This window comes from [Erwinia] mediterraneensis (genome assembly GCF_900604315.1).
Lineage (GTDB): Bacteria > Pseudomonadota > Gammaproteobacteria > Enterobacterales > Enterobacteriaceae > Pantoea > Pantoea mediterraneensis_A.
Genome location: NZ_LR026978.1, coordinates 946,359 through 969,365, shown reverse-complemented (window position 1 = coordinate 969,365; position 23,007 = coordinate 946,359). Strand labels below are relative to the sequence as shown.

The 23,007-nt window shown below is 58.0% G+C and carries 17 protein-coding genes; 11 read left to right on the top strand and 6 right to left on the bottom strand.

Features of this window, described 5'->3' with window-relative positions:
• Window positions 1-56: 56 nt before the first annotated feature.
• The 3 genes from malG to malE form a co-directional block, all read right to left on the bottom strand.
• Window positions 57-947, bottom strand: a complete 891-nt coding sequence (gene malG, locus E0E17_RS04535) for a maltose ABC transporter permease MalG (protein WP_130831928.1) — start codon at window positions 945-947, stop codon at window positions 57-59.
• A 10-nt stretch (window positions 948-957) separates the two neighbouring features.
• Window positions 958-2,499: a maltose ABC transporter permease MalF gene (malF, locus tag E0E17_RS04530; protein WP_130831926.1), complete on the bottom strand. Its 1,542-nt coding sequence runs from the start codon at window positions 2,497-2,499 to the stop codon at window positions 958-960.
• Between the two features lie 69 nt (window positions 2,500-2,568).
• The gene (gene malE / locus E0E17_RS04525; RefSeq protein ID WP_130831924.1) at window positions 2,569-3,759 is read right to left on the bottom strand and encodes a maltose/maltodextrin ABC transporter substrate-binding protein MalE; all 1,191 of its coding nucleotides are present in this window, start codon (window positions 3,757-3,759) and stop codon (window positions 2,569-2,571) included.
• Window positions 3,760-4,134: 375 nt separating this feature from the next.
• Between malE and malK the strand changes: the two genes are divergently transcribed.
• The 3 genes from malK to malM all read left to right on the top strand — a co-directional run bounded on the left by malK (window position 4,135) and on the right by malM (window position 7,641).
• On the top strand, window positions 4,135-5,268 hold the full coding sequence (gene malK / locus E0E17_RS04520) for a maltose/maltodextrin ABC transporter ATP-binding protein MalK (protein ID WP_130831922.1): 1,134 nt from the start codon (window positions 4,135-4,137) through the stop codon (window positions 5,266-5,268).
• 13 nt (window positions 5,269-5,281) lie between these two features.
• Window positions 5,282-6,607, top strand: coding sequence for a maltoporin (locus E0E17_RS04515; RefSeq protein ID WP_130831920.1), 1,326 nt, complete (start codon window positions 5,282-5,284; stop codon window positions 6,605-6,607).
• 95 nt (window positions 6,608-6,702) lie between these two features.
• The gene (gene malM / locus E0E17_RS04510; RefSeq protein WP_130831918.1) at window positions 6,703-7,641 is read left to right on the top strand and encodes a maltose operon protein MalM; all 939 of its coding nucleotides are present in this window, start codon (window positions 6,703-6,705) and stop codon (window positions 7,639-7,641) included.
• Window positions 7,642-7,787: 146 nt separating this feature from the next.
• Here malM and malQ read toward each other — a convergent pair whose 3' ends face one another.
• Window positions 7,788-9,881: a 4-alpha-glucanotransferase gene (gene malQ / locus E0E17_RS04505; RefSeq protein ID WP_130831916.1), complete on the bottom strand. Its 2,094-nt coding sequence runs from the start codon at window positions 9,879-9,881 to the stop codon at window positions 7,788-7,790.
• A 9-nt stretch (window positions 9,882-9,890) separates the two neighbouring features.
• Window positions 9,891-12,293, bottom strand: coding sequence for a maltodextrin phosphorylase (gene malP, locus E0E17_RS04500; RefSeq protein ID WP_130831915.1), 2,403 nt, complete (start codon window positions 12,291-12,293; stop codon window positions 9,891-9,893).
• A 285-nt stretch (window positions 12,294-12,578) separates the two neighbouring features.
• Between malP and malT the strand changes: the two genes are divergently transcribed.
• The gene (gene malT, locus E0E17_RS04495) at window positions 12,579-15,281 is read left to right on the top strand and encodes an HTH-type transcriptional regulator MalT (RefSeq protein WP_130831913.1); all 2,703 of its coding nucleotides are present in this window, start codon (window positions 12,579-12,581) and stop codon (window positions 15,279-15,281) included.
• 54 nt (window positions 15,282-15,335) lie between these two features.
• Here malT and E0E17_RS04490 read toward each other — a convergent pair whose 3' ends face one another.
• On the bottom strand, window positions 15,336-15,905 hold the full coding sequence (locus E0E17_RS04490; RefSeq protein WP_130831911.1) for a serine acetyltransferase: 570 nt from the start codon (window positions 15,903-15,905) through the stop codon (window positions 15,336-15,338).
• A gap of 485 nt (window positions 15,906-16,390) precedes the next feature.
• On the opposite strand from E0E17_RS04490, the gene E0E17_RS04485 reads away from it, so the two are divergent.
• The 7 genes from E0E17_RS04485 to E0E17_RS04455 are packed head-to-tail and all read left to right on the top strand — an operon-like array spanning window position 16,391 to window position 23,000.
• The gene (locus E0E17_RS04485) at window positions 16,391-17,530 is read left to right on the top strand and encodes an ABC transporter substrate-binding protein (RefSeq protein WP_130831908.1); all 1,140 of its coding nucleotides are present in this window, start codon (window positions 16,391-16,393) and stop codon (window positions 17,528-17,530) included.
• A gap of 2 nt (window positions 17,531-17,532) precedes the next feature.
• Complete coding sequence (locus tag E0E17_RS04480) at window positions 17,533-18,405, top strand: branched-chain amino acid ABC transporter permease (RefSeq protein WP_130831906.1); 873 nt, start codon at window positions 17,533-17,535, stop codon at window positions 18,403-18,405.
• A gap of 1 nt (window position 18,406) precedes the next feature.
• Entirely contained in the window at window positions 18,407-19,393 is a 987-nt protein-coding gene (locus E0E17_RS04475) for a branched-chain amino acid ABC transporter permease (protein WP_130831904.1), read from the top strand.
• Window positions 19,390-20,172 (top strand): ABC transporter ATP-binding protein, encoded by a 783-nt coding sequence (locus E0E17_RS04470; protein ID WP_130831902.1) that lies wholly within the window; start codon window positions 19,390-19,392, stop codon window positions 20,170-20,172. Before E0E17_RS04475 ends, E0E17_RS04470 begins: the two co-directional genes overlap by 4 nt.
• Window positions 20,169-20,894, top strand: coding sequence for an ABC transporter ATP-binding protein (locus E0E17_RS04465; RefSeq protein WP_130831900.1), 726 nt, complete (start codon window positions 20,169-20,171; stop codon window positions 20,892-20,894). The genes E0E17_RS04470 and E0E17_RS04465 overlap by 4 nt, the downstream gene beginning before the upstream one ends.
• Window positions 20,895-20,954: 60 nt before the next feature.
• Window positions 20,955-22,187, top strand: a complete 1,233-nt coding sequence (locus E0E17_RS04460) for an FAD-dependent monooxygenase (protein ID WP_207302041.1) — start codon at window positions 20,955-20,957, stop codon at window positions 22,185-22,187.
• A gap of 60 nt (window positions 22,188-22,247) precedes the next feature.
• Window positions 22,248-23,000: a maleate cis-trans isomerase family protein gene (locus tag E0E17_RS04455; protein WP_130831898.1), complete on the top strand. Its 753-nt coding sequence runs from the start codon at window positions 22,248-22,250 to the stop codon at window positions 22,998-23,000.
• Window positions 23,001-23,007 lie beyond the last annotated feature (7 nt).

The following is a 23,007-nucleotide window of genomic DNA, read 5'->3' as shown; positions in this document are numbered from 1 at the left end:
TAAGGCGCGTTGAGGAAGCAGTGGCAACATACAATGATGAAGACTTATGGGCGGCGTCAGCCCTTCACGCTGCCGGCGGTCAGCCCACTCACCAGCCAGCGCTGCGCCAGTAAAAATACCAGGGTAATGGGTATCGCGGACAAGACAGCCGCCGCGGCAAAATCCCCCCACAGATAGTTCTGGGGGTTCAGATACTGCTGCATACCCACCGCCAGCGTATAGCTGTTGACATCGCGTAACAGCAGCGAGGCGACCGGCACCTCGGTAATGGCGGCGATAAACGCCAGAATAAACACCACCGCCAGGATAGGCACTGAAAGCGGCAGCAGCACCAGCCGGAACGCCTGCCAGGGCGTGGCACCGTCCAGTGCGGCAGCCTCTTCCAGCGAGCCGTCAATGGTTTCAAAGTAACCTTTGATGGTCCAGACATGCAGCGCGATGCCGCCAAGATAGGCAAAAATCACGCCACCGTGGGTATTCAGGCCAATAAACGGCAGATACTGGCCCAGACGATCAAACAGCGCATAGAGCGCCACCAGTGACAGCACCGCCGGGAACATCTGGAAAATCAACATCCCTCTCAGCAGGGGGGCTCGCCCGCTAAAGCGCATACGCGCAAAAGCATAGGCACAAGTTGTGGAAAGCGCCACAATGCCGATGGCGCTGATGGCCGCAATCTTTACCGAGTTCCACAGCCAGAGCAGAACCGGAAAGGGGGGCGGAATAATACGGCCATCCGCCTGCTCCACACTGAAGCCCAGTGCCAGCCGCCAGTGCTCCCAGGATACCTGCTCCGGGATCAGGCTGCCGGTGGCAAAATTACCGGCACGCAGCGAGATCGCCACCACCATCAGCAGTGGAAAAAGAATCGCGGCGAGAAACGCCAGCAGCAGCAGATGCGTCAGCAGCAGGCGCAGCTTTTGCGATTTGGGTTGCACCATGGCCATAACAGCCTCCTTAATCAAATTTCATGCGCGTCACTTTCAGATTGATCACCGCCAGCACGCCCACCAGCAGGAAGATCAGCGTGGCGATCGCCGCCGCCAGACCAAAGTCCTGGCCGCCGCCGCCTTCAAAGGCGATGCGCCAGGTGTAGTTCACCAGCAGGTCGGTATAGCCTGCCGGCGTGGTAGTGCCGATGCGATCGGGACCGCCGTTGGTCAACAGCTGGATCAGGACAAAGTTATTAAAGTTAAAGGCGAAGCTGGCGATCATCAGCGGCAACAGCGGTTTGATCAGCAGCGGCAGGGTGATGAGGAAAAAGTTTTGCAACGGTCCTGCGCCATCCATCGCCGAGGCTTCATAGAGATCGTCCGGGATCGCTTTCAGCAGTCCCATGCAGAGGATCATCATGTAGGGGTAGCCCAGCCAGGTATTGACGATCACCAGCATGGTGCGCGCAAGCAGAGGATCGCTGAACCAGGCGGGCTTCAGCCCAAACAGCGCGCTCAGCATCAGGTTGATCTCGCCAAAGCTCTGGTTAAACAAGCCTTTAAAGATCAGGATAGAGATAAACGCGGGCACCGCATAAGGCATGATCAGCAGAACGCGATAAACCGCTCTGCCGCGCAGCGCATCCCACTGCACCAGACAGGCCAGCACCATCCCCACCGCCACGCTCAGCACCACCGTCAGCAGCGAGAAGATCACCGTCCAGGCGAAGATCGCCAGGAAAGGCTTCTGGATCCCCTGATCGGTGAAGACCCGCAGAAAGTTTTGCCAGCCGGTGGTCACGGTATAACCGGGACTCAGCTTTTCGCTCTCCCAGTTGCCCTGTGCATCGATCGCCTGATAGAAGCCGCTTTCCCCATTAGGTCGATACCGGATGCCGCTCTGCTGGTTCGTCAGAGTGCCGTCATCGGCCAGAATATAGAGCGGACGGGTACCGGAAAACTGGCGCAGCGAACTCATCACCAGCTGGCTGCCATCTGGCATTGCAGCGGTAATCTGGCTCAGCGCCTGCCGGTTACTGGTAATCACCCGCAGCGTGGCGCGCTCACCGGCGGGCAGCGTGGTCACGCTGTTCATTTTCAGCTGTTGCTGGCCGCCAAAGGTGAAGGGTTCCGAAATCCAGCTTTGCCTGTTCTGCCCCTCGCTCAGTAACAGCCGCCAGCGTTCACCGGCAGAGAGGAGGGTGAAGTTAAACGCTTTGCCGGCCTGATACTGGCGACTCAGCAGCACCTGTTGGGCACGCTCAAAGGTCAGCTGATTGGTACTGCTGTAGTTGGTAAAAGCGATAGCGACGGTGCAGGCGAGCGGAAACAGCACAAACAGCGCCATGCCCGCCACGCCGGGGTAAACATAACGCCAGGCATAAGCCCGGCGGTTAGCAAATACCCAGATGCCCAGCGAACTCAGGATCAGCGTCAGAATCGCGAACAGGTACTCGCCCTGCGCATACATCAGCACCACCAGATAGCCGACCAGCAGACAACAGATCCCGATAAGACAGCCTTTCAGCAGCGCGCTGTGCCATCTCGCTTTCGGTTTTCCTGACATGATGTGGTTTCCCTTTACAACGTGTCTGACAAGGTGAGCCGGGAAATCCCGGCTCGGTCGGAAGTGGGATTATTTATTGAGGCGCGACTGGGCATCGTCCAGAGCGGCATCGACGGTCTGACGTCCGCCCAGAGCGTTCAGGGTGGCGGTACGCATCGCATACCAGAAGGCCGCCATCTGCGGGATATTCGGCATGATTTCACCGTGACGGGCGTTTTCCATGGTGGCGGCGATACGCGGATCTTTCTCCAGGGTTTGCTGGAACGACTTCAGCGCCACGGCACCCAGCGGTTTATCTTTGTTTACCGCATCCAGGCCATTATCGGTCAGCAGATAGTTTTCCAGGAACTCTTTCGCCAGCTCTTTGTTCGGGCTGGCGGCGTTAATACCCGCGCTGAGTACCCCGACGAAAGGTTTCGACGGCTTGTTGTTCAGCGTCGGCAGCAGCGTGACGCCATAATTGATGCCGCTTTGATCGATGTTGCTCCATGCCCAGGGACCATTGATGGTCATCGCGGTTTCGCCTTTATTAAAGGCCGCTTCGGCGATGGAGTAGTCGGTATCTGCATTTAACGTTTTCGCCTTGACCTGATCGACCAGGAACTGCAGGCCCGCTTTGGCACCAGCGTTAGCCACGCCGATATCTTTCACGTCGTAGCGTCCGTCAGTGAGTTTATAGGCGTAGCCGCCGCCCGCCGCCATCAGAGGCCAGGTAAAGTAGGGCTCCTGCAGGTTAAACATAATGGCGCTCTTGCCTTTTTCGCGCATCTGCTTGTCGAGCGCCGCCAGCTCCTCCCAGCTTTTCGGCGGGTTGGGCACCAGGTCTTTGTTATAGATCAGCGAGAGCGCTTCAACAGAGATGGGATAGCCAATCAGCTTGCCGTTGTAGCGCACGGCATCCCAGGTAAAGGGGAAAATTTTCTCCTGGAAGGCGTTATCCGGCGTGATCTCTGCCAGCAGGCCCGACTGGGCATAACCGCCAAAACGGTCATGCGCCCAGAAAATAATATCGGGGCCATCGCCGGTGGCAGCCACCTGCGGATACTTCTCTTCCATTTTATCCGGATGCTCTACTGTCACTTTGATGCCGGTATCCTGCTCAAATTTCTTGCCGACTTCGGCGAGGCCGTTGTAGCCCTTGTCGCCGTTAATCCAGATAACCAGTTTTCCCTCTTCGATTTTTGCTACCGCAGAGGCCGAAAACAGCACGGCGGTCAGGGCGGAGAGGGCCAGAATAGGTGCGCCGGTTTTCTTTGTCATAAATCTGATCCTTTTTGCTGTCACACGCGGAAGCGGTGGTCACTGTACTCGCCTCATTGTGCGGATCTGCTTTTGCAACTCATCCTCCCCGGCTCTACGCCCTGCGCGCGATGATTGTGATCGACCTGGCAATTTACCGGGATTTCAACGGACTGGCGCACAGAAAAACCGCACTCAGGATGCGTCAGCGATCACGAAAATGGCCTGGTGAGCTGCTGCTGCTGCGCCTTCCGCGTTTCCTCCTCCTCCCGTCTCCTCCCCCATGAAATCGCGTGCCGGTGGAGGATGCCGCCCCTGGCTCTATTGCCCATAGTGATGCCGGGATCTGTCTGCCGCAGAGCAGATAAAAGTATGTCAGCAATGAGGAAGAGGGTCATGGCGAGCGTTGAGTTGCGCAATGTCACTAAAGCCTGGGGCGAGACGGTAGTATCGAAAAATGTCGATCTCGCTATCGGCGAAGGTGAATTTGTGGTCTTTGTTGGCCCGTCTGGCTGTGGGAAGTCGACATTGCTGCGCATGATCGCCGGTCTGGAAACCATTACCAGCGGCGATTTGTTGATCGGCAGTCACCGGATGAATGAGGTGCCGCCCGCAGAGCGCGGCGTCGGCATGGTGTTTCAGTCCTATGCGCTCTATCCGCACCTGAACGTGGCGGAGAATATGTCCTTTGGCCTGAAGCTGGCCGGCGTGAAAAAGGAAGAGATTACGCAGCGTGTCACCCAGGTGGCGGAAACCTTGCAGCTGGGGCATCTGCTCGATCGGCGGCCCAAAGCGCTTTCCGGCGGACAACGTCAGCGTGTGGCCATCGGGCGCACGCTGGTGGCGGAGCCGCGTGTGTTTCTGCTGGATGAACCGCTCTCTAACCTGGATGCGGCGCTGCGCGTACAGATGCGCATTGAGATTTCGCGTCTGCACAAGCGTCTGAAGCGCACCATGATTTACGTTACTCACGATCAGGTGGAGGCGATGACGCTGGCGGACAAGATAGTGGTGCTGGACGCCGGGCGCGTCGCCCAGATCGGTAAGCCGCTGGAGCTCTACCACTATCCTGCCAACCGTTTTGTCGCGGGCTTTATTGGCTCGCCAAAGATGAATTTTCTGCCCGTTAAAGTGACCGCGACCGCCATCGATCAGGTGCAGGTCGAACTGCCTAACCGTCAGCACGTCTGGCTGCCGGTCGACAGCGCCGACGTTCAGGTCGGCAGCAATATGTCACTGGGTATCCGCCCCGAACATCTGCTTACCAGCGATATTGCCGACGTCACGCTCGAAGGCGAAGTGCAGGTCGTGGAGCAGCTGGGCAATGAAACACAAATCCATATCCGAATCCCTGCGCTGCGTCAGAACCTGGTTTACCGCCAGAACGACGTGGTGCTGGTTGAAGAAGGTGCCCAATACGCCATCGGACTGCCGCCAGAACGCTGCCATCTGTTTCGTGAAGATGGACGCGCCTGCCGTCGGTTACACCGCGAACCCGGCGTAGAAGCACACATAACAGTAAAATCATAACAGGAGAACAGCGATGGTAACGCGCTCTAAGTACCCTCTGGCCGTGGCAGTGGCCCTTGCAGTTGTAGCACCGCACGCCAGTGCGGTGGATTTCAAAGGTTATGCCCGTTCTGGCATCGGCTGGACCGGCAGCGGCGGTGAGCAACAATGCTTCCAGGCAACTGGCGCGAGCTCTAAGTACCGTCTTGGCAACGAATGTGAAACCTATGCGGAAATTGAGCTGGGCCAGGAAGTGTGGAAAGAGGGCGAGAAAAGCTTCTACGTCGATACCATGATCGGCTACAGCGTATCGCAGCAGAACGACTATGAAGAAGACTCCCCTGCGGTACGTCAGATGAACGTGGTGGGTAAAAACCTGTTTGATGCTCTGCCGGGCGCCAATATCTGGGCCGGTAAGCGCTACTACAAGCGCCATGATGTGCATATGATCGACTTCTACTACTGGGATATTTCTGGTCCTGGCGGCGGTATTGAAGATATCGATCTCGGCTTTGGTAAGCTGTCGCTGGCTGCGACCCGTAGCAGCGAAGCAGGCGGTTCTTCGGCCTTTGTGACCGGCAATACGCGCGGCGCGGCGAAAGATCGCGCCAACGACATCTTCGACGTGCGTTTAGGCGGCATGGAAGTGAACCCCGGTGGCTCGCTGGAGCTGGGCTTTGACTACGGCAGCGCGAACGATACCGAAGGCTACAGCCCCAATATTGAAGATGCCTCGGATGATGGCTGGTTGGCCACACTGGAGCATACCCAGACTTTCTACGGCACCAGCCTGAACAAATTCGTTGTACAGTACGCCACCGATGCGATGACCCAGAACCGCAACGGCCGTCCGGGCACAGCAGAAAATAACAACGGCTCGATGATCCGGGTGATCGATCACGGCGCGATCGACTTCAACGACACCTGGAGCCTGATGTATGTAGGTATGTATCAGGACGTGGATCGCGATAACAACAACGGCACCACCTGGTATACCGTGGGCGTGCGCCCGATGTACAAATGGACGCCGATTATGAGCACCCTGCTGGAAGCGGGCTACGACAACGTTAAATCGCAGCGCACCGGCGACCGCAACAGCCAGTATAAAATCACCCTGGCCCAGCAGTGGCAGGCAGGCAACAGTATCTGGTCGCGTCCGGCCATCCGCTTGTTCGCCACCTATGCCAAGTGGGATGAAAAATGGGGCTACGCTTCTTCTGAGACAAGCGATCAGAACTACGTTGGCAACCTGCCGGGCACCGTCGCTGGTGTTGCCTATAGCGATAACGCCGCGCACACCTTCAGCCGTGGCGACAATGACGAAATTTCCTTCGGTATTCAGATGGAAGCCTGGTGGTAATACAACAACCTGACAGGGCATAGCCAGCCCTGAGTCCTGCCTTAGCCCGTCTCTCTATTGCCTGAGAGAGGCGGGTTTCTCTTGAGGATAAAAAAATGAAAAAACATCTACTCGCACTCTGCCTGTTTCCGGCCCTGAGCTTTACTGTGCTGCCCGCCTTCGCCGCCAGCACCACGCTTAATCCGCAGAATGTCGCCACCGCGCCATCGATCGCTCCGGAAAAACTGCAGCGTCTCTCGTGGCTGCCGCTGGTGCCGCCGGTGAGCCAGGAGATTGTGCTGAACAAGAGTTCGGTCAGCCTGAACGAAGGTGACATCAGCGGCCCGGTAGCTGCCATTGCGCTGCCCGCCGATCAGGGCTCGCTGGAAGTTACCCTGGCCAGCATCATGAAAGATCAACGCGTCTATGCGCCGAACGTGCTGGTGCTGGACAGCCAGCTGCAGCCAGCGGCTTATTTCCCCAGCCGCTATTTCACCTACCAGAAGCCGGGCCTCGCCGCCACTAACCGGCTGGAAGGCACCCTGAAGCTGACGCCGGTGATGGGACAAAGACAGATTTATCTGCTGATCTACACCACTACGCGCGATCTGGCGCAAACCTCCACCATGATAAATCCGGCGAAACTCTACGCGGAAGGGGCCAGTAACGCTATTCCTGACGTGCCGGATCCGGTGGTGCAACATGTCAATACCGGCACGCTGTCGCTGAAAGTGAAGAGCGAGCAGAACAGTGGCAACATTATGATCGGCAAGCTGTTCGGTAATGATGAGTCGAAGCCGGTAGTCGTGGGCAGCACCAGCGATGCCATGGCATCGGCACAGCCGACCCTCAGCACGCCGGCACCGGCGGCGGCACCAGCCGCGAAATCTGAGCCGATGCTGAACGACACCGAGAAATATTTTAACGACGGCATCCGGAAAGCCGCGAAAGCGGGTGATATCGATAAAGCGCTGAAACTGATGAACGAGGCGGAACGTCTTGGTTCCACATCGGCACGCGCGACGTTTATCAGCAGTGTAAAAGGCAAGGGGTGACCCCTCGACATTGCTGATCTTGTAAGACCTGGTGCGCTACGGCGCACCCTTTTTCTGCGTTCTCTTCCGGTGCGATTCCGGGATATCTCCATCCCGACGCACCGGGGCCTGAAGCGGTTTGCGACCTCCCTGTCGCCGCGACGCCTTCACTGCGCTGCTGCGCTTTCCGTTGGTTCCATTACCCCCTGACGTTGCCGGTTAACCGTGCGCAGCAGCTGATTGATATGCGCATCGGCAAACATCGCCTCCAGCGGTGTAGAGAGTTTGCGCCGCCAGTTGGGATATTCGTCGCTGGTGCCCGGCACATTGACCGGGGAGGCCATATCCAGCCAGTCTTCCGGCTGCAGGCCGAGCAACGCGCTGCGGGTATCGGCCAGATAACGGTGTAAGCCCTGGTTCAGGGCCTGGCTCATCGGCGTACGGTTCGCCTGCTGTCCGCTACGCTTTGGCAGGTTGTCCGTCTGGTGCAAGCTGGTCAGCAACGCCTGCTTTGCCGCCCGGCGCTGCTGATACAGTCCCTGCAATATCACTTTATCCGGGTAGAGGCCCAGACGGCTGCCCAGCGTCAGATCGCCGCTCTGCCACCAGCCGCGCAGCGTCGGCATATCGTGGGTGGTCGCCACCGCCATCGCCTGTACGGCCCAGAGTGCCGGGGCGCGAAAAGCGCCCGCGCTCTGTTCAAACCACAGCACCTTGTAAGAGTAAACGCCAGCCTCCTGCAGTTTATCGACAATAGCCTCAGGCACCGTGCCCAGATCCTCGCCGATCACCATGCACTGCTGGCGCTGACTCTCCAGCGCCAGGATCGCCAGCAGATCGTCGAGGGGATAGTGCACATAAGCGCCCCGGGCGGCGCTTTCGCCCTGCGGGATCCACCACAGGCGCAGCAGCGCCATCACATGATCGATACGCAACGCGCCGCAATGACGCATATTGGCGCGCAGCAGCGCAATCCAGGGATCGTAGGCGTGTGCACGCATTACTGCGGGATCCAGCGGCGGCAGGCCCCAGTTCTGACCGAGCGGCCCAAGGATATCGGGTGGCGCGCCGATACTGGCCTGCAGGCAGTACAGCGAGCGCTCGCTCCAGGTTTCGGCACCACCCTGCGCCACGCCAACAGCCAGATCGCGATACAAGCCGATGGGCATTGCCTGCTGCTGGCAGAACTGCCAGCAGGCGGCGAACTGGCTGTCCGCCAGCCACTGCAGCCAGAGATAAAAGCGCACCTCATCCGGATGTTGCTGATAAAAGCGCATCACCTCCGGGGCGTCGGGATGCTGCCAGGCCTCTGGCCAGACCGGCCAACCCCAGCGCTGTGCATCCTCCGTGCTCAGGCGGGCATGCACGGCATCAAACAGCGCCTGATGCCGCAGGCTTTCGCCGCCCGCGCGAATAAACGCGTCGAAGGCGCGAACCTGGCTCTCTTGCGCATCGCGTTGGCTGAACTGCTGCCACGCCAGTCGCAGCGCCGTGAGTTTCAGGCGGGTGACGCCAGCATAGTCCACTTCATCAGTGGCGCGTACGGCCTGCAAGGCCTGCTGCGTAGCGGGAGTGTGCCACCAGGCCTGCGCGGCGGGACTGCGCTGAAAGTCTTCCACGGTGCTGACATCGATATAAATTACGTTCAGCCAGCGACGGGAAGAGGGACTGTAGGGACTGGCGCTCTCCGGCATCGCCGGGTAGAGGGCATGAATCGGGTTGAGGCCGATAAAAGCACCGCCGCGGCGGGCGATTTCCTGCAGCATCTGGCGCAGATCGCCGAAATCGCCGATGCCCCAGTTACTGGCCGATCGCAGCGTATAGAGCTGCACGCAGGCGCCCCAGAGTTTTTCGCCTGCCTGTAACGCTGGCGGCTCATAGCAGCGCGGCGGCGCCACGATCAGGCGGCACTGCCACGGGGTATTGCGCTGCCACAGCGTCAGCTGATGGTAGCCCGTCGGCAGGCTGGGCAGGTGCAGCCGCTGGCTGCCGGTCACCTCGCCGCTCCAGCATACGCCCGCCTCGCTGACAAGCTGCCAGCGGTAGCGGCCCAGGCCAGCGGGCGTCACGCTCAGAGGCTGTCCCTGACGGAAGATCGCTACTGGCGGCAAAGGCTTTGCGCTGCTGGCGACGGGATGCATCGCGGCCAGCAGACGCAATCGGGTCTCCGGCGGAGTGCGCTGTGGCTGGCCGTGGGCGTTGATATAGTTGCTGGCGATGCCCGCAGCCTGCGCCTGTTCCAGTGATAAGTTCGATTTCATGGGTCAGCCTCAGCGCGATGCCTGCCAGATGCGTTGCTGATAATCGCGAATGGCGCGATCGGAACTGAACATGCCGCAGCGCGCGGTGTTCAGAATCGCTGCCCGCGTCCAGGCCTCCTGGTCCTGCCATAGCGCTTCAACGCGCGCCTGCGCCTCCAGATAGGAGGCAAAATCGGCCAGCACCAGATAAGGATCGCCGCCTTCCGGGCCGAGACTGTGCAGCAAGGCTTCAAAGGCGTGCTTGTCACCCTGGCTGAAGGTGCCATCCTCCAGCGCGCGTAAGGCACGATCCAGCGTCTTGTTCTTCTTGCGCCACTTCTGTGGGGCATAACCTTTCGCCTTCAGCGCATTCACCTGCTCAACCGTATGGCCAAAAATAAAGATATTGTCACTGCCGACCTGTTCAGCGATTTCTACGTTGGCACCATCCAGGGTGCCAATAGTTAAGGCTCCGTTCAACGCCAGTTTCATATTGCCGGTGCCGGAGGCCTCTTTGCCTGCCGTTGAGGTCTGCTCAGAGAGATCCGCTGCCGGGATCAGCTTTTCTGCTACCGAGACGTTGTAATCCGGCACAAATACCACCTTCAGGCGATCGCCAACGCGCGGATCCTGGTTGATGGTTTCCGCTACCTTGTTGATGGCGTAAATGATGTTTTTTGCCAGGTAGTAACCCGGTGCGGCTTTGGCGCCAAACAGCACCACACGCGGAACCTGGCTGGCCTGCGGGTCGCTGACCAGCCGCTGCCAGAGGGCGATGATATGCAGCAGCGTCAGATGCTGGCGCTTGTATTCGTGCAGGCGTTTGATCTGCACGTCAAACATGGCGCTGGGATCGATCGCGATGCCGGTACGCGCGGCGATCCAGTGCGCCAGCGCGACTTTGTTCTGCTGTTTGATCGCCTGAAATGCCGCACGGAACTGTGCCTCATCCGCATAGCGCTCAAGGTCGATCAGGGCATCGAGATCGTTCAGCCAGGGTTTGTCCAGCTGGCTATCGATCAGCGCCGCCAGTGCCGGGTTGCACTGATGAATCCAGCGGCGCGGCGTGATGCCATTGGTGACGTTATGAAACTTCTGCGGCCAGAGCTGACGATATTCCGGGAAGAGATCCGTCTGCACCAGCTGTGAGTGCAGGGCCGCCACGCCATTGACCGCAAAGCCTCCTACCACGCAGAGGTTGGCCATGCGCACCTGCTGATTGTGCACCACTGCCAGTTTTGCCCACTTCGCTTCATCGCCGGGCCACTGACGGACCACCTGTTTCTTCAGCCAGGCGTCAATCTGCTTGATAAGCATCATATGGCGTGGCAGCAGGCCGCGCAGCAGACGCGCATCCCAGCGCTCCAGCGCCTCCGGCATCAGCGTATGGTTGGTGTATGCAAAGGTGCGGCTGGTGATATGCCAGGCCTCATCCCAGCTGAGCTGGTGCTCATCCAGCAGCACGCGCAGCAGTTCCGGAATAGCGATGGCGGGATGGGTATCATTGAGCTGGATCACTTCATAGTCGGGCAGGGCGGCCAGCGGACGTCCCGCCTGTTGATGACGCCGCAAAATATCAGCCACTGCACAGGCGCACTGAAAGTATTGCTGCATCAGGCGCAGCTTTTTCCCGGCCTGGTGGTTGTCATTGGGGTAGAGCACTTTGGTGAGCTTTTCCGCATCGATGCCCTGCTGCTCCGCCTTCAGAAAATCACCGTTATTAAAACGCGTCAGATCAAACGGATGTGTATGTTTCGCCTGCCAGAGGCGCAGCGGCTGCGTGATGCCATTCTGATAGCCCACCACCGGCAGATCCCAGGCCTCGCCCAGTAACAGAACCGCGGGCTGCCAGCGCAGGTTACCCGCCTCCCCGGTCACTTTGCCTCCAAAACCGACCTGGACATTCAGGGCGGCATTATGGCTGAACCAGGGGTAGCGATCGCGCTGCCAGTCGTCTGGCGCTTCATGCTGCGCGCCATCGACAAAGCTCTGGCGGAACAGGCCGTACTGATAATTGAGACCGTAACCTGTCGCGGGCTGCCCGACGGTGGCCATGGAATCGAGGAAGCAGGCCGCCAGACGACCCAGCCCGCCATTACCCAGCGCCGGATCAACCTCTTCTTCCAGCACGTCGCTCAGCGCGATGTGGTAAGGCGCCAGAGCGGCATTCACCGCCTCATACCAGCCCAGGTTCAGCAGGTTATTGCCGGTAAGACGGCCAATCAGAAACTCCATGGAGAGATAGTTGACGTGACGCAGTGACGTGGCTGGTGGTACAGCAGGCTGTGCCGCCAGCAGATCGCTCAGCGCGCCACTGATAGCTTGCCACCACTGAGAGCGGGTCATTTCCGTAGCGCCTTTCAGGCCAAAACGTTGCCACTGACGCGTCAGGGCATGAATGAAATGGGCATGATCAAATGCAGACTGGGCCATCGTTATCGGGTGTCCTGTAACAGCAGAAAAACGGGTTTTGCGCCAGTTTGCCTGTCTCAGGAAGCCGCCTCCTCCTCCCCACTGGAATTCCGCCAGGAGGAGGAAAAGGGTGGAGAAGCTGTGAGGCTTGTCTGAAAGTGGTTCTGGAGTGTGATTATGTGCACCTTTGTAAAGTTTGCTCAGGGGCTTTACTTGCATAAAGCGTGCAGATAGCCGAAGTTATGTGAAATTTAATTACGAAGCGTAAAATAATAATGCGCTAATGGTTAAGAATGGAGCGCGCCTATGTTGATACCGTCCAAACTCAGTCGGCCCGTTCGTCTTGATAGCACAGTGGCACGTGATCGTTTATTAAAAAGCCTGGCCGCCGCCGGTAACTACCGGCTGGTACTGGTCACCAGCCCGGCAGGCTATGGTAAAACCACGCTGATATCGCAATGGGCAGCAGGCAAGCGCGATCTGGGCTGGTACTCGCTGGATGAGGGGGATAATCAGCCGGAACGTTTTGCCGAATACCTGATTACCGCTCTGCAGCAGGCAAGTGACGGGCACTGTCCGCGCAGTGAGACGCTGGCGGAGAAGCGCCAGTACGTCAGTCTTAACACGCTCTTTTCCGAGCTCTTTATTGAACTGGCCGAGTGGCAGCAACCGCTGTGGCTGGTTATTGACGATTATCATCTGATCAACAATCCGGTGATCCACGAGGCGATGCGCTTTTTTCTGCGTCATCAGCCGGAAAATCTCACCCTTATCCTGCTGTCGCGCAATTTGCCGCAGCTGGGGATCGCCAATCTGCGGGTACGGGAACAGCTGCTGGAAATCGGCAGCCAGCAGCTGGCGTTCACCCATCAGGAAGCGAAGCAGTTCTTCGATCACCGTCTGGACTCACCGCTGGAATCCGAAGAGAGCAGCCGTCTGTGTGACGATGTCGCCGGATGGGTGACGGCGCTGCAGCTGATTGCGCTTTCTGCCCGTCAGGGCAGCGGCTCGGCGCAGCATTCGGCGCGGCGTCTTTCCGGCATCAATGCCAGCCATCTCGCCGATTATCTGGTGGAGGAGGTGCTCGATAATGTGGATGTACCGACACGTCATTTCCTGCTGAAAAGCGCGCTGCTGCGTTCGATGAACGATGAGCTGATCGCCTGCGTTACGCGCGAAGAGAATGGTCAGCTGCGGCTGGAAGAGATTGAACGTCAGGGGCTGTTTCTGCAGCGTATGGACGATTCCGGGCGCTGGTTCAGTTATCATCCCCTGTTCGGCAACTTCCTGCGCCAGCGTTGCCAGTGGGAGCTGGCGGGCGAGCTGCCCGCTATTCATCGTGCTGCCGCCGAGAGCTGGATGGCGCAGGGGTATCCCGGTGAAGCGATGCATCATGCGCTCGCCTCGGGCGATGCCGCTATGCTGCGTGATGTGCTGGTGAATCATGGCTGGACGCTGTTCAATCGCAGCGAGCTGACGCTGCTGGAAGCGTCGTTAACGGCGCTGCCGTGGAGTTGCCTGCTGGAAAATCCTCGGCTGGTGCTGCTGCAGGCCTGGCTGATGCAGAGCCAGCATCGCTATTCCGAGGTCAACAACCTGCTGGCACGTTTCGAGCAGGAGAGCCGTAGCGAGATCTGCAATGGCTTGCGGGGCGAGTTTAATGCCTTGCGGGCGCAGGTAGCGATTAACGACGGCGATACCGACGAGGCGGAGCGACTGGCTAAAGTGGCGCTGGAAGAACTGCCGCTGGCCAGCTCTTACAGTCGTATTGTCGCTACCTCAGTACATGGCGAAGTGATGCACTGTAAGGGTGATCTGACTAATTCCCTGCGGCTGATGCAGCAGACTGAGCAGATGGCGCGCCGGGATGAAGCCTGGCATTACGCGCTCTGGAGTCTGATTCAGCAAAGTGAAATTCTGTTTGCTCAGGGCTTTTTACAGTCGGCGTTTGAAGCGCAGGAGCGGGCGTTCTGTCTGGTGGACGAACAGCATCTGGCGCAGTTTCCGCTGCATGAATTTCTACTGCGCATCCGCGCTCAGTTGCTCTGGGCCTGGGGACGGCTGGAGGAGGCGGAAACCGCAGCGCGCGACGGCATTAAGGTACTGGCACGCTATCAGCCCCAGCAGCAGATTCAGTGTCTCGCCCTGCTGGTACAGTGTTCCCTGGCGCGTGGTAATCTGGACAATGCCCGCGGTCATCTTAACCGGCTGGAAAACCTGTTAAATAATGGCAGCTGGCACAGCGACTGGATCGCCAATGCGGATGAGGTGCGCGTAATCTACTGGCAGATGACCGGAGACCATACCAGCGCAACCACCTGGCTGCGTCAGACGCCTAAACCGGCCTTCGCCAATAACCATTTTTTACAGGGGCAGTGGCGCAATATCGCGCGCGCACAGATTCTGCTGGGAGAGATAGATCAGGCCGAAGTGGTGCTGGAAGAGCTGAACGATAACGCGCGTGCGCTGCGCCTGATGAGCGATCTGAATCGTAATCAGCTGCTGCTGAACCAGGTTTACTGGCACAGCGACCGTAAGGCGGATGCGCAGCGGGTTCTGATTGAGGCGCTGAAGCTGGCGCGCAGTACCGGCTTTATCAGCCATTTTGTCATTGAAGGGGAGATGATGGCGCAGCAGCTGCGACAGCTTATCCAGCTGAACACCCTTTCCGATCTCGACAACCATCGCGCCCAGCGCATTTTGCGCGACATTAACAAGCACCATCGCCATAAGTTTGCCCATTTTGACGAAAGTTTTGTCAGTCGCCTGCTGCACCATCCTGAGGTGCCGGAGCTGATCCGCACCAGTCCGCTGACCCAGCGTGAATGGCAGGTGCTGGGGCTGATCTACTCCGGCTACAGCAACGACCAGATCGCCGGCGAGCTGGCGGTAGCGGCCACCACTATCAAAACCCATATTCGAAATCTCTACCAGAAACTGGGCGTATCCCATCGCGCCGACGCCATGAATCAGGCGCAGTCGCTGCTGCGCATGATGGGATATGTGTAAGACAGGGAACGCTGTAAAAGCGGGTCATAGTCAGGGATACGGGCAAGCTCCGCGTCAGGCATCTCGCATTACCAGCTTATTAGTTTTCTCGGTATAAACGATGTAGTTATCAGGAATATCTTTATTAATAAAAGACATGGCGCCAATAGTAACATTATTACCAATGCGTATCTGGTTGGCGATGATGCAGGAGTGAGCGCCGACAGTAACGTTATCGCCGATAACGATAGCTATTGGCGCTTTGTCCGGATTGTGACCGCTGATGCCAATCGTGGTGTTTTGCCGGATTTTAAACGAGTGGCCAATCACGGCCGCGCCGTTGATGACAATGCTCTGATGATGTGAGATAACCAGGCCTGGCCCAATTTGGGCAGGGAGCTGAATTTCGGTGCCATATTTCAGGCTGAGCCTTCTGTTGATCCTCAGGGCGCGTTTTTGCAGGAAACGGCTGTCCATACGGTACAAGTAAGCAGCGATACGCCACCAGAAATAAAATCGTCTTTCCGGACATTTTATCGCTTTATGTATGACGCGCAGCCATGAAAAGGGTTTGTCGCTCATCATCACTTCACGGCGTAAGCACGCCTTAAGAAATTCAATCTGACTACTGTTGGTCTTTTCCATCTTCTTGTCTCTTCCAGGCCGCACGGACAATTTATAAGCAAAGGTTTGCCGGAACAAGGCGTACTCAGAGTGTTATCGGTTCATCAACCGGTAATGGTTCGCGATAAAACAGCACGCGTTACGCTTGTTCCGGGCAGAATGCGTATGGATGAAGCCTGGGTTTTGCCCTTTTATCATGCTGATCCGTGCTGCACTATTTTCAGGATGGCTGCGATCCAGTGCACAAAATAAGTACAACCGTGATTGCATGCCGCTGCTTTTTGCACCATATTCACCCACACAGTGTTAACAAAATATTTACCATTCAGCGCATTCTTGTTTTTCCCGTTTTAAATCAAAGCGTTTTTTTATTCAACCAGATTGGCATGAAAAGTGCTTATTGATTGTGTTGTCTTATCTTCGCGTCTCCTTTAATTAAATAAGTGGTTAATTAATTGAGCGGTAATGATCCTTTGTAAAAAGGAAATAAACACAGGAGCGTCGCAATGCGTGCATCAAAACTTACCAAGCTGGGCCTGGCTGTGATGGCCGTTTCCTTTTCTGTGTCTGTATGCGCGCAGGAGGGCATCCGGCTGGGCGTGATCGAACCCCTTACCGGCTCCGTGGCGTACAACGGTACCGAGTATGTCAAAGGCGCCAGGCTGGCGCTGGAGGAGTATAACCAGCGCGCGGGCGTCACACCGGCGCAGCTGATTATTGAAGACGGACAGTGCAGCCCCGCCAACTCGGTTAATGCGGCAGAAAAGTTAATCCAGAAAGATAAAGTGGTGGCGCTGATGGGCGCCTTCTGCAGCTCCGCCACGGCCGCCGTGATGCCGCTGGCGCAGCAGTACAAAATCCCGTTCCTGACCGGTGTCTCCTCGCAGGCCGATCTGACCGAAAAAAATAATCCCTACTTCTTCCGCTCTGCGGAAACCGATGCACTGCTGGCCAAAGCCTTCGCCAAAATCCTGGCGGAAAAGCTGCAGCTCAAGCGTGTGGCGTATATTGGTGTGAATGATGACTGGGGGCGGGGCAGCATTAAAGAGTTTTCCCGCGACCTGGAAGCGCACGGTGTGCAGAGCGCCATGACCGAGTATTTCGACCACGGCGCCACCGATTTCTACACGCTGATGGCGAAGCTGCGCAATGCCAAAGCGGATGGCGTCTTTATCGCCGCCGAAACCCAGGACGGCTCTATTCTGGTGAAACAGTTAAAAGAGTTTGGCATCAATATCAATGTGTTTGGTGTTGGCTCATGGGCCACTACCGATTTTATTAATCTGGTGGGTGAGGCTTCCGAAGGAATCTACGCGGCCGTGCCCTATGTCTATACCCTGCCGGGTGAAAGCAACCAGCAATTTGTGAAGGCTTATCAGGCGAAATATCAGCAGATGCCGAGCAAGTATGGCGCGGCGGGCTATAACGCCACTCATATTATGCTGGATGCGGTACAGCGCGCAGGCAGCAGCGACGCCGCGAAGATTATCGCCGGCCTGAAAGAGACCGATTATCAGGCGCCGAACGGCCACTATCGCTTTAACGCGAAAGGTCAGGCCTGGGGCTTTGATGCCGCTCTGGTGCAGATCCGCAATAAGGTGCCTGAGGTGGTCAGCAGCACCGCTGTCGAGAAGCCGGAGGAGTAAGCATGGATCTCTTTTTACAATTCCTCGCGAATGGCCTGGTGAGCGGCACCTTTTATGCCTTATCGGCACTGGGGCTGACGCTGATATTTGGCCTGATGCGCGTGGTTAACTTCGCGCATGGCGAGTTTTATATGATGGGGGGCATGCTGGGCTGGTTTGTCACGCACACGCTCGGACTCAACTTTTTCACCGGTCTGCTGGTGGTCGCCGCCACGATGGCAGCGTTTGGCTGGCTGGTGGATCGCTTGTTGATCGAGCGGGTACGCGGTCAGTCTGAGGAGCCGGGGATTCTGTTGACCATCGGGCTCTCCATTTTCCTGACCAATACCGCGCTGCTGCTGGCGGGCACCACGCCACAAAAAATCACCGGGCCGGTGCCGGACGCACCAGTGTTTATCGGGCCGGTGGTGCTGACCGAAATGCGGCTGTTTGCGGTAGCGGTCTGCGCCCTGTTGATCCTGGGCGCCCATCTGATTATCAAAAAGACCCGCACCGGGCGGGCGATGCGCGCCACTTTCCAGGATCCCATGGCGGCACAGCTGGTTGGCATCAAAATTTCGCATATCTATGCCAGCACTTTTGCCATGGGTACTGTGCTGGCCGCCAGCGCCGGTATGCTGCTGGGGGCGATTTACTCGACGCAGGTTTCTGTCGGCGGGCTGGTAAGTCTGAAAGCCTTTGTGGTGGTGATCCTTGGCGGGATGGGCAGTTTTGCCGGAGCGATCATCGGCGGGCTGCTGCTGGGCATCGCCGAGGCGATGTGGGGCGGCTATATCTCCAGCGGCATGGTGGACATCATTGGCTTCCTGATAGTGATCCTGATGCTGATCTTCAGACCCTATGGTCTGTTTTCAGCGCGCGCAGAGAGGGCATAACATGAAATTTGAACGTAACACGCTGTTGCTGCTGGGGCTGTTGGCCGCACTCTTTCCGTTACTGGTGCGCGATCAATACCTGCTGCACATCGGCGTGATGGTGCTGTTTTACGTCATCCTCGCCAGCAGCCTGAACCTGACCCTGGGGTATATCGGCGAGTTCTCCCTTGGTCATACCGCTTTTCTGGGGCTGGGGGCTTATTCATCAGCGTTGCTGGCGACTCACTTTCACTGGCCGCTGTGGCTGACGCTGCCTGCGGCAGGACTGGTCGCCGCGCTCTCCGGGGCCCTGATTGGCGCAATTACGCTGCGTCTGCGCGGTCCCTATTTTGTGATTATCACCCTGGCCTTTGCGGAAGCGCTGCGTATTGTGGCGAATAACTGGATAGAAGTGACCAATGGCCCGATGGGCATCGCCGGTATCGCGCAGCCCGCGGTGATGGCGAGTCTGTCGGCACTGGACATTAAGCGCAGCTATTACTATCTGGCGCTGCTGATGGCCGCCATCGCGCTCTATCTGATCTACCGTTTTGTTTATTCCAGCCAGGGACGTGCGGCCGTCACCGTACGGGAAAACCGCTATGTGGCACAGTCGGTTGGCATCTGGCCCTTCGCTTATGCGCTGAAAGCCTTTGTGTTGGGCGCCTTTCTGGCCGGTCTGGCGGGCGGTTTATATGCCCACTACATCACCTTTGTCGGCGTCGACGTCTTCCAGTTCAGCTTTATGGTGACAATGATCATTATGGTGCTGCTGGGCGGGAAAAGTACCCTGGTGGGGCCGGTGATTGGCGCACTGGTGGTCACGCTGCTCAGTGAGTATCTGCGCGAAATGCAGGAGCTGCGCATGTCCATCTTCGGCCTGATTGTGATGGCGGTGGTGCTGTTCCTGCCCAAAGGGCTGATGGGCTTCCTGACGCAGCGCCGGGAACAACATCGCCGCGCGGCAGCTATCCCCGCAACGCCGGTGCAGCAGGAGAAAACCATATGACCACTTCTTCCCAACCTTTACTGTCGGTGCAGGGGCTGTGCAAAACCTTTGGCGGGCTGAAAGCGGTACAGGATATCAGCTTTGATGTTCACGCCGGTGAGCTGGTGGGGCTGATTGGCCCGAACGGTGCGGGCAAGACCACCTGTTTTAACCTGATTACCGGCTTTTACAAGCCCGACAGTGGCAGGGTGCTGTTTGCCGACAAAACGATTACCGGCAATGCGCCTCATGTGATCGCCCGGCACGGGCTGGTGCGCAGCTTTCAAAAAACCAACGTACTGAAGTCATTAACCGCCTTTGAAAATGTGCTGGCGGGGCACTATCTGGCGGCCAGACAGTCGCTGATGGACACTTTCTTTCCGCGCGCGCATGTGCGTCGCACCGAACAGGAGGTACGTGCGAGCGCCGCCAGCATTCTTGAGCTTATGGGGCTGGGGCAACGCATGAATACCCCCGCCAGCGTGCTCTCCTGCGGCGAGCTACGTCTGCTGGAGGTGGCCGTGGCGGTGGCGGCCAAACCGCGTTTGTTGATGCTGGATGAACCGGCGGCGGGTCTCAACAGTCAGGAGGCGCGTCTGTTTGGTCATATCTTACAGCGTCTGCTGGGCGCGCAGGTGGCTTCGATCGTCATTGTTGAACACAACATGCATCTGATGATGGAGATCTGTCACCGGCTGGTGGTGATGAACTTTGGACAGAAGTTAACTGAGGGGACGCCTGCCGAGGTGCAGCGCCATCCGCAGGTGATCGAAGCTTATCTGGGGAAGGCGAGCGCATGACGATGAACGAGACAAGCCTGTTAAAAATCAGCGGGATGCAGGCGGCTTACGGTAACGCCACGGCGCTGCACGGTATCGATATGACCATCCAGCGCGGCGAAATTATTGCGCTTATCGGTGCGAACGGGGCGGGGAAAAGCACCACGTTGCGGGCGATTTCCGGCTTGCTGAAGCCGAAAAGCGGCAGCATTCACTGGCAGGAAAAGGCCATTGGCGGCTGGGCGAGCGAACGCATTGTCGCCGCCGGTATCGCGCATTGTCCCGAAGAGCGGCATGTCTGGCCCACCATGAGCGTGCATGAAAATCTGATGATGGGCGCTTACCTCTGCCGCTCAGGCAAAGAGGTAGAGGAGCGGGTCGGCATGGCGTTTCATCGTTTTCCGCGTCTGCGTGAAAGACGCAAGCAACTGGCGGGCACCCTGAGCGGCGGCGAACAGCAGATGCTGGCGATTGCCCGCGCGCTGATGTCGGAGCCGAAACTGCTGCTGCTGGACGAGCCGAGCCTTGGCCTGTCGCCAAAAATGGCTGATGAGGTGTTTGATGTGATACGCGAAATCAACCAGCATGGCGTGACGGCGCTGATTGTAGAGCAGAACGTGTATAACGCGCTTTCCATCGCCTCCCGGGCTTATGTGCTGGAAACCGGGCGTATTGTGGCCCATGCCGATTCAGCCACGCTGCTGGCGGATAAAGAGTTACTCAACGCCTATCTGGGCGGGTAAGGCGTCAGCCTGACAAAAAAGGGTCTTAATTAATTAACTGCTTATTTAATAGGATGGAAGATGATGAGCCAGAAATTACGTGTTGGCATTATTGGTGGAGGAATTGGCGGCGTGGCCTTGGCGCGCAGCCTGCAACAGCAGGGCATCGATTTTCACCTGTTTGAGCGGGCGGCGGCATTTGGCGAAGTGGGAGCCGGAGTGCAGATGACGCCGAATGCGGTAAAGGTGCTGAAAGCGCTGGGGCTGGCGGAGAGCTTGCAGCAGGTAGGTTTTCTGCCGGAGGCGATGGTAGGGCTTAACTGGGAAAGCGCGCATGAACTCTTCCGTACGCCGCTGAAATCCACCTGTCCCGATCTTTATGGTGCCGAGTTCTACCATGTCCACCGCGCCGATCTGCACACCATGTTAGTGGCGGATATTCCGACGGAAAAGGTGACCTTCAATGCGCAGTGCACGGATTTACAGCAAAACGCCGGGTCGGCAACGGCGTACTTTGCCGATGGCAGCACTTATGAAGCCGACCTGATTGTCGGGGCAGACGGTATCCATTCGGTGGTGCGTAACGCGCTATGGGGCAATGAAAAGCCGCAGTTCACCGGCCATATGTGCTGGCGTGCGCTGGTGCCGGTTGAAGAGCATCCGCTGCCGTTTGTCGGTCCCTGGGCCTCTTTCTGGATGGGCCCCTCCGCGCATGTGGTGACTTACTACGTCAAAGGAGGCAAGGCGGTGAATATCGTGGCGGTGGCGGAAGCGGCGGAGTGGGTCAAAGAGTCATGGACGGAAGCCAGTTCCACCGCAGAGTTACTTGATGCCTACCAGGGCTGGCATCCAAACCTGATTCAGCTGTTTGAACGCACCGATCCTGCCCAGACCTTTAAATGGGGGCTGTTTGACCATGATCCGATGGCGCAGTGGTCCGTGAATCACGCCACGCTGTTGGGCGATGCCGCGCATCCGATGCTGCCTTTTCTCTCCCAGGGAGCGGCGATGGCCATCGAGGATGGCTACGTACTGGCGCAGGCCCTGGCGCACTACAAGGGCGATCTCAGCACCGCGCTGGCCGCCTATGAGGCCGAGCGGCGTCCGCGCACGTCTCAGGTGCAGCTGCAGGCCCGTGAACGCGGCCGCACCTATCACCTTTCTTCCCCCGAAGAGCTGCGGCAGCGCGATCTGGCCTACCAACAGGAACAGGCGAAAAACCCCAATGCGGTAGGGATTCGTGCCGAGTGGATTTATGAATATGACGCCACCCGCTGCCGCGAACGCTTTGATGCCGAAGCGATCTCTGCTTAACCGCAACCGGGCCTGGCCGGGTGGTCAGGCAAGACCTTTATTACTGCGACGGGAATCACCATGAAAAAGACCTTTCGTATCGGACAAATTGTTCCCAGCTCCAACACCACCATGGAAACGGAAGTGCCGGCGATGTTGCTGGCGCGACAACAGATTCGTCCGGAGAGATTCACCTTTCACTCCAGCCGGATGCGCATGAAAACAGTGCAGAAAGAGGAGCTGGCCGCCATGGATGCGGAGTCGGACCGCTGCGCGCTGGAGCTATCCGACGCCCGGGTCGACGTGCTGGGCTATGCCTGCCTGGTGGCCATTATGTCGATGGGCAAAGGCTATCACCGCCAGTCGGAACAGCGCCTGCAACAGCAAACCGCCAGTAATCAGGCGCCAGCACCCGTGATCACCAGCGCCGGCGCGCTGGTAGACGCCTTAAAAGTGTTAAACGCCCGCCGTATCGCCCTGGTGGCACCCTACATGAAACCGCTGACGCAACTGGTGGTGGATTATATCGCCGCTGAGGGGATTGAGGTGGTGACATGGCGGGCGCTGGAGATCCCCGACAACCTGGCGGTAGGCCGTCACGATCCCCGTCTGTTGCCGGGCATTGTCACGGAGATGAACCTCGAAGGGATCGATGTCATCGTGCTCTCCGCCTGCGTGCAGATGCCGTCGCTGCCGGTGGTGGCACAGGTGGAAGCCCTGACCGGCAAGCCGGTCGTCACTGCCGCTGTCGCCACCACCTACGCCCTGTTAAAGGCGCTGGAGCTGGAACCCATAGTGCCGGGCGCAGGGGCATTGCTGTCCGGCGCTTACTGAAGGAGAG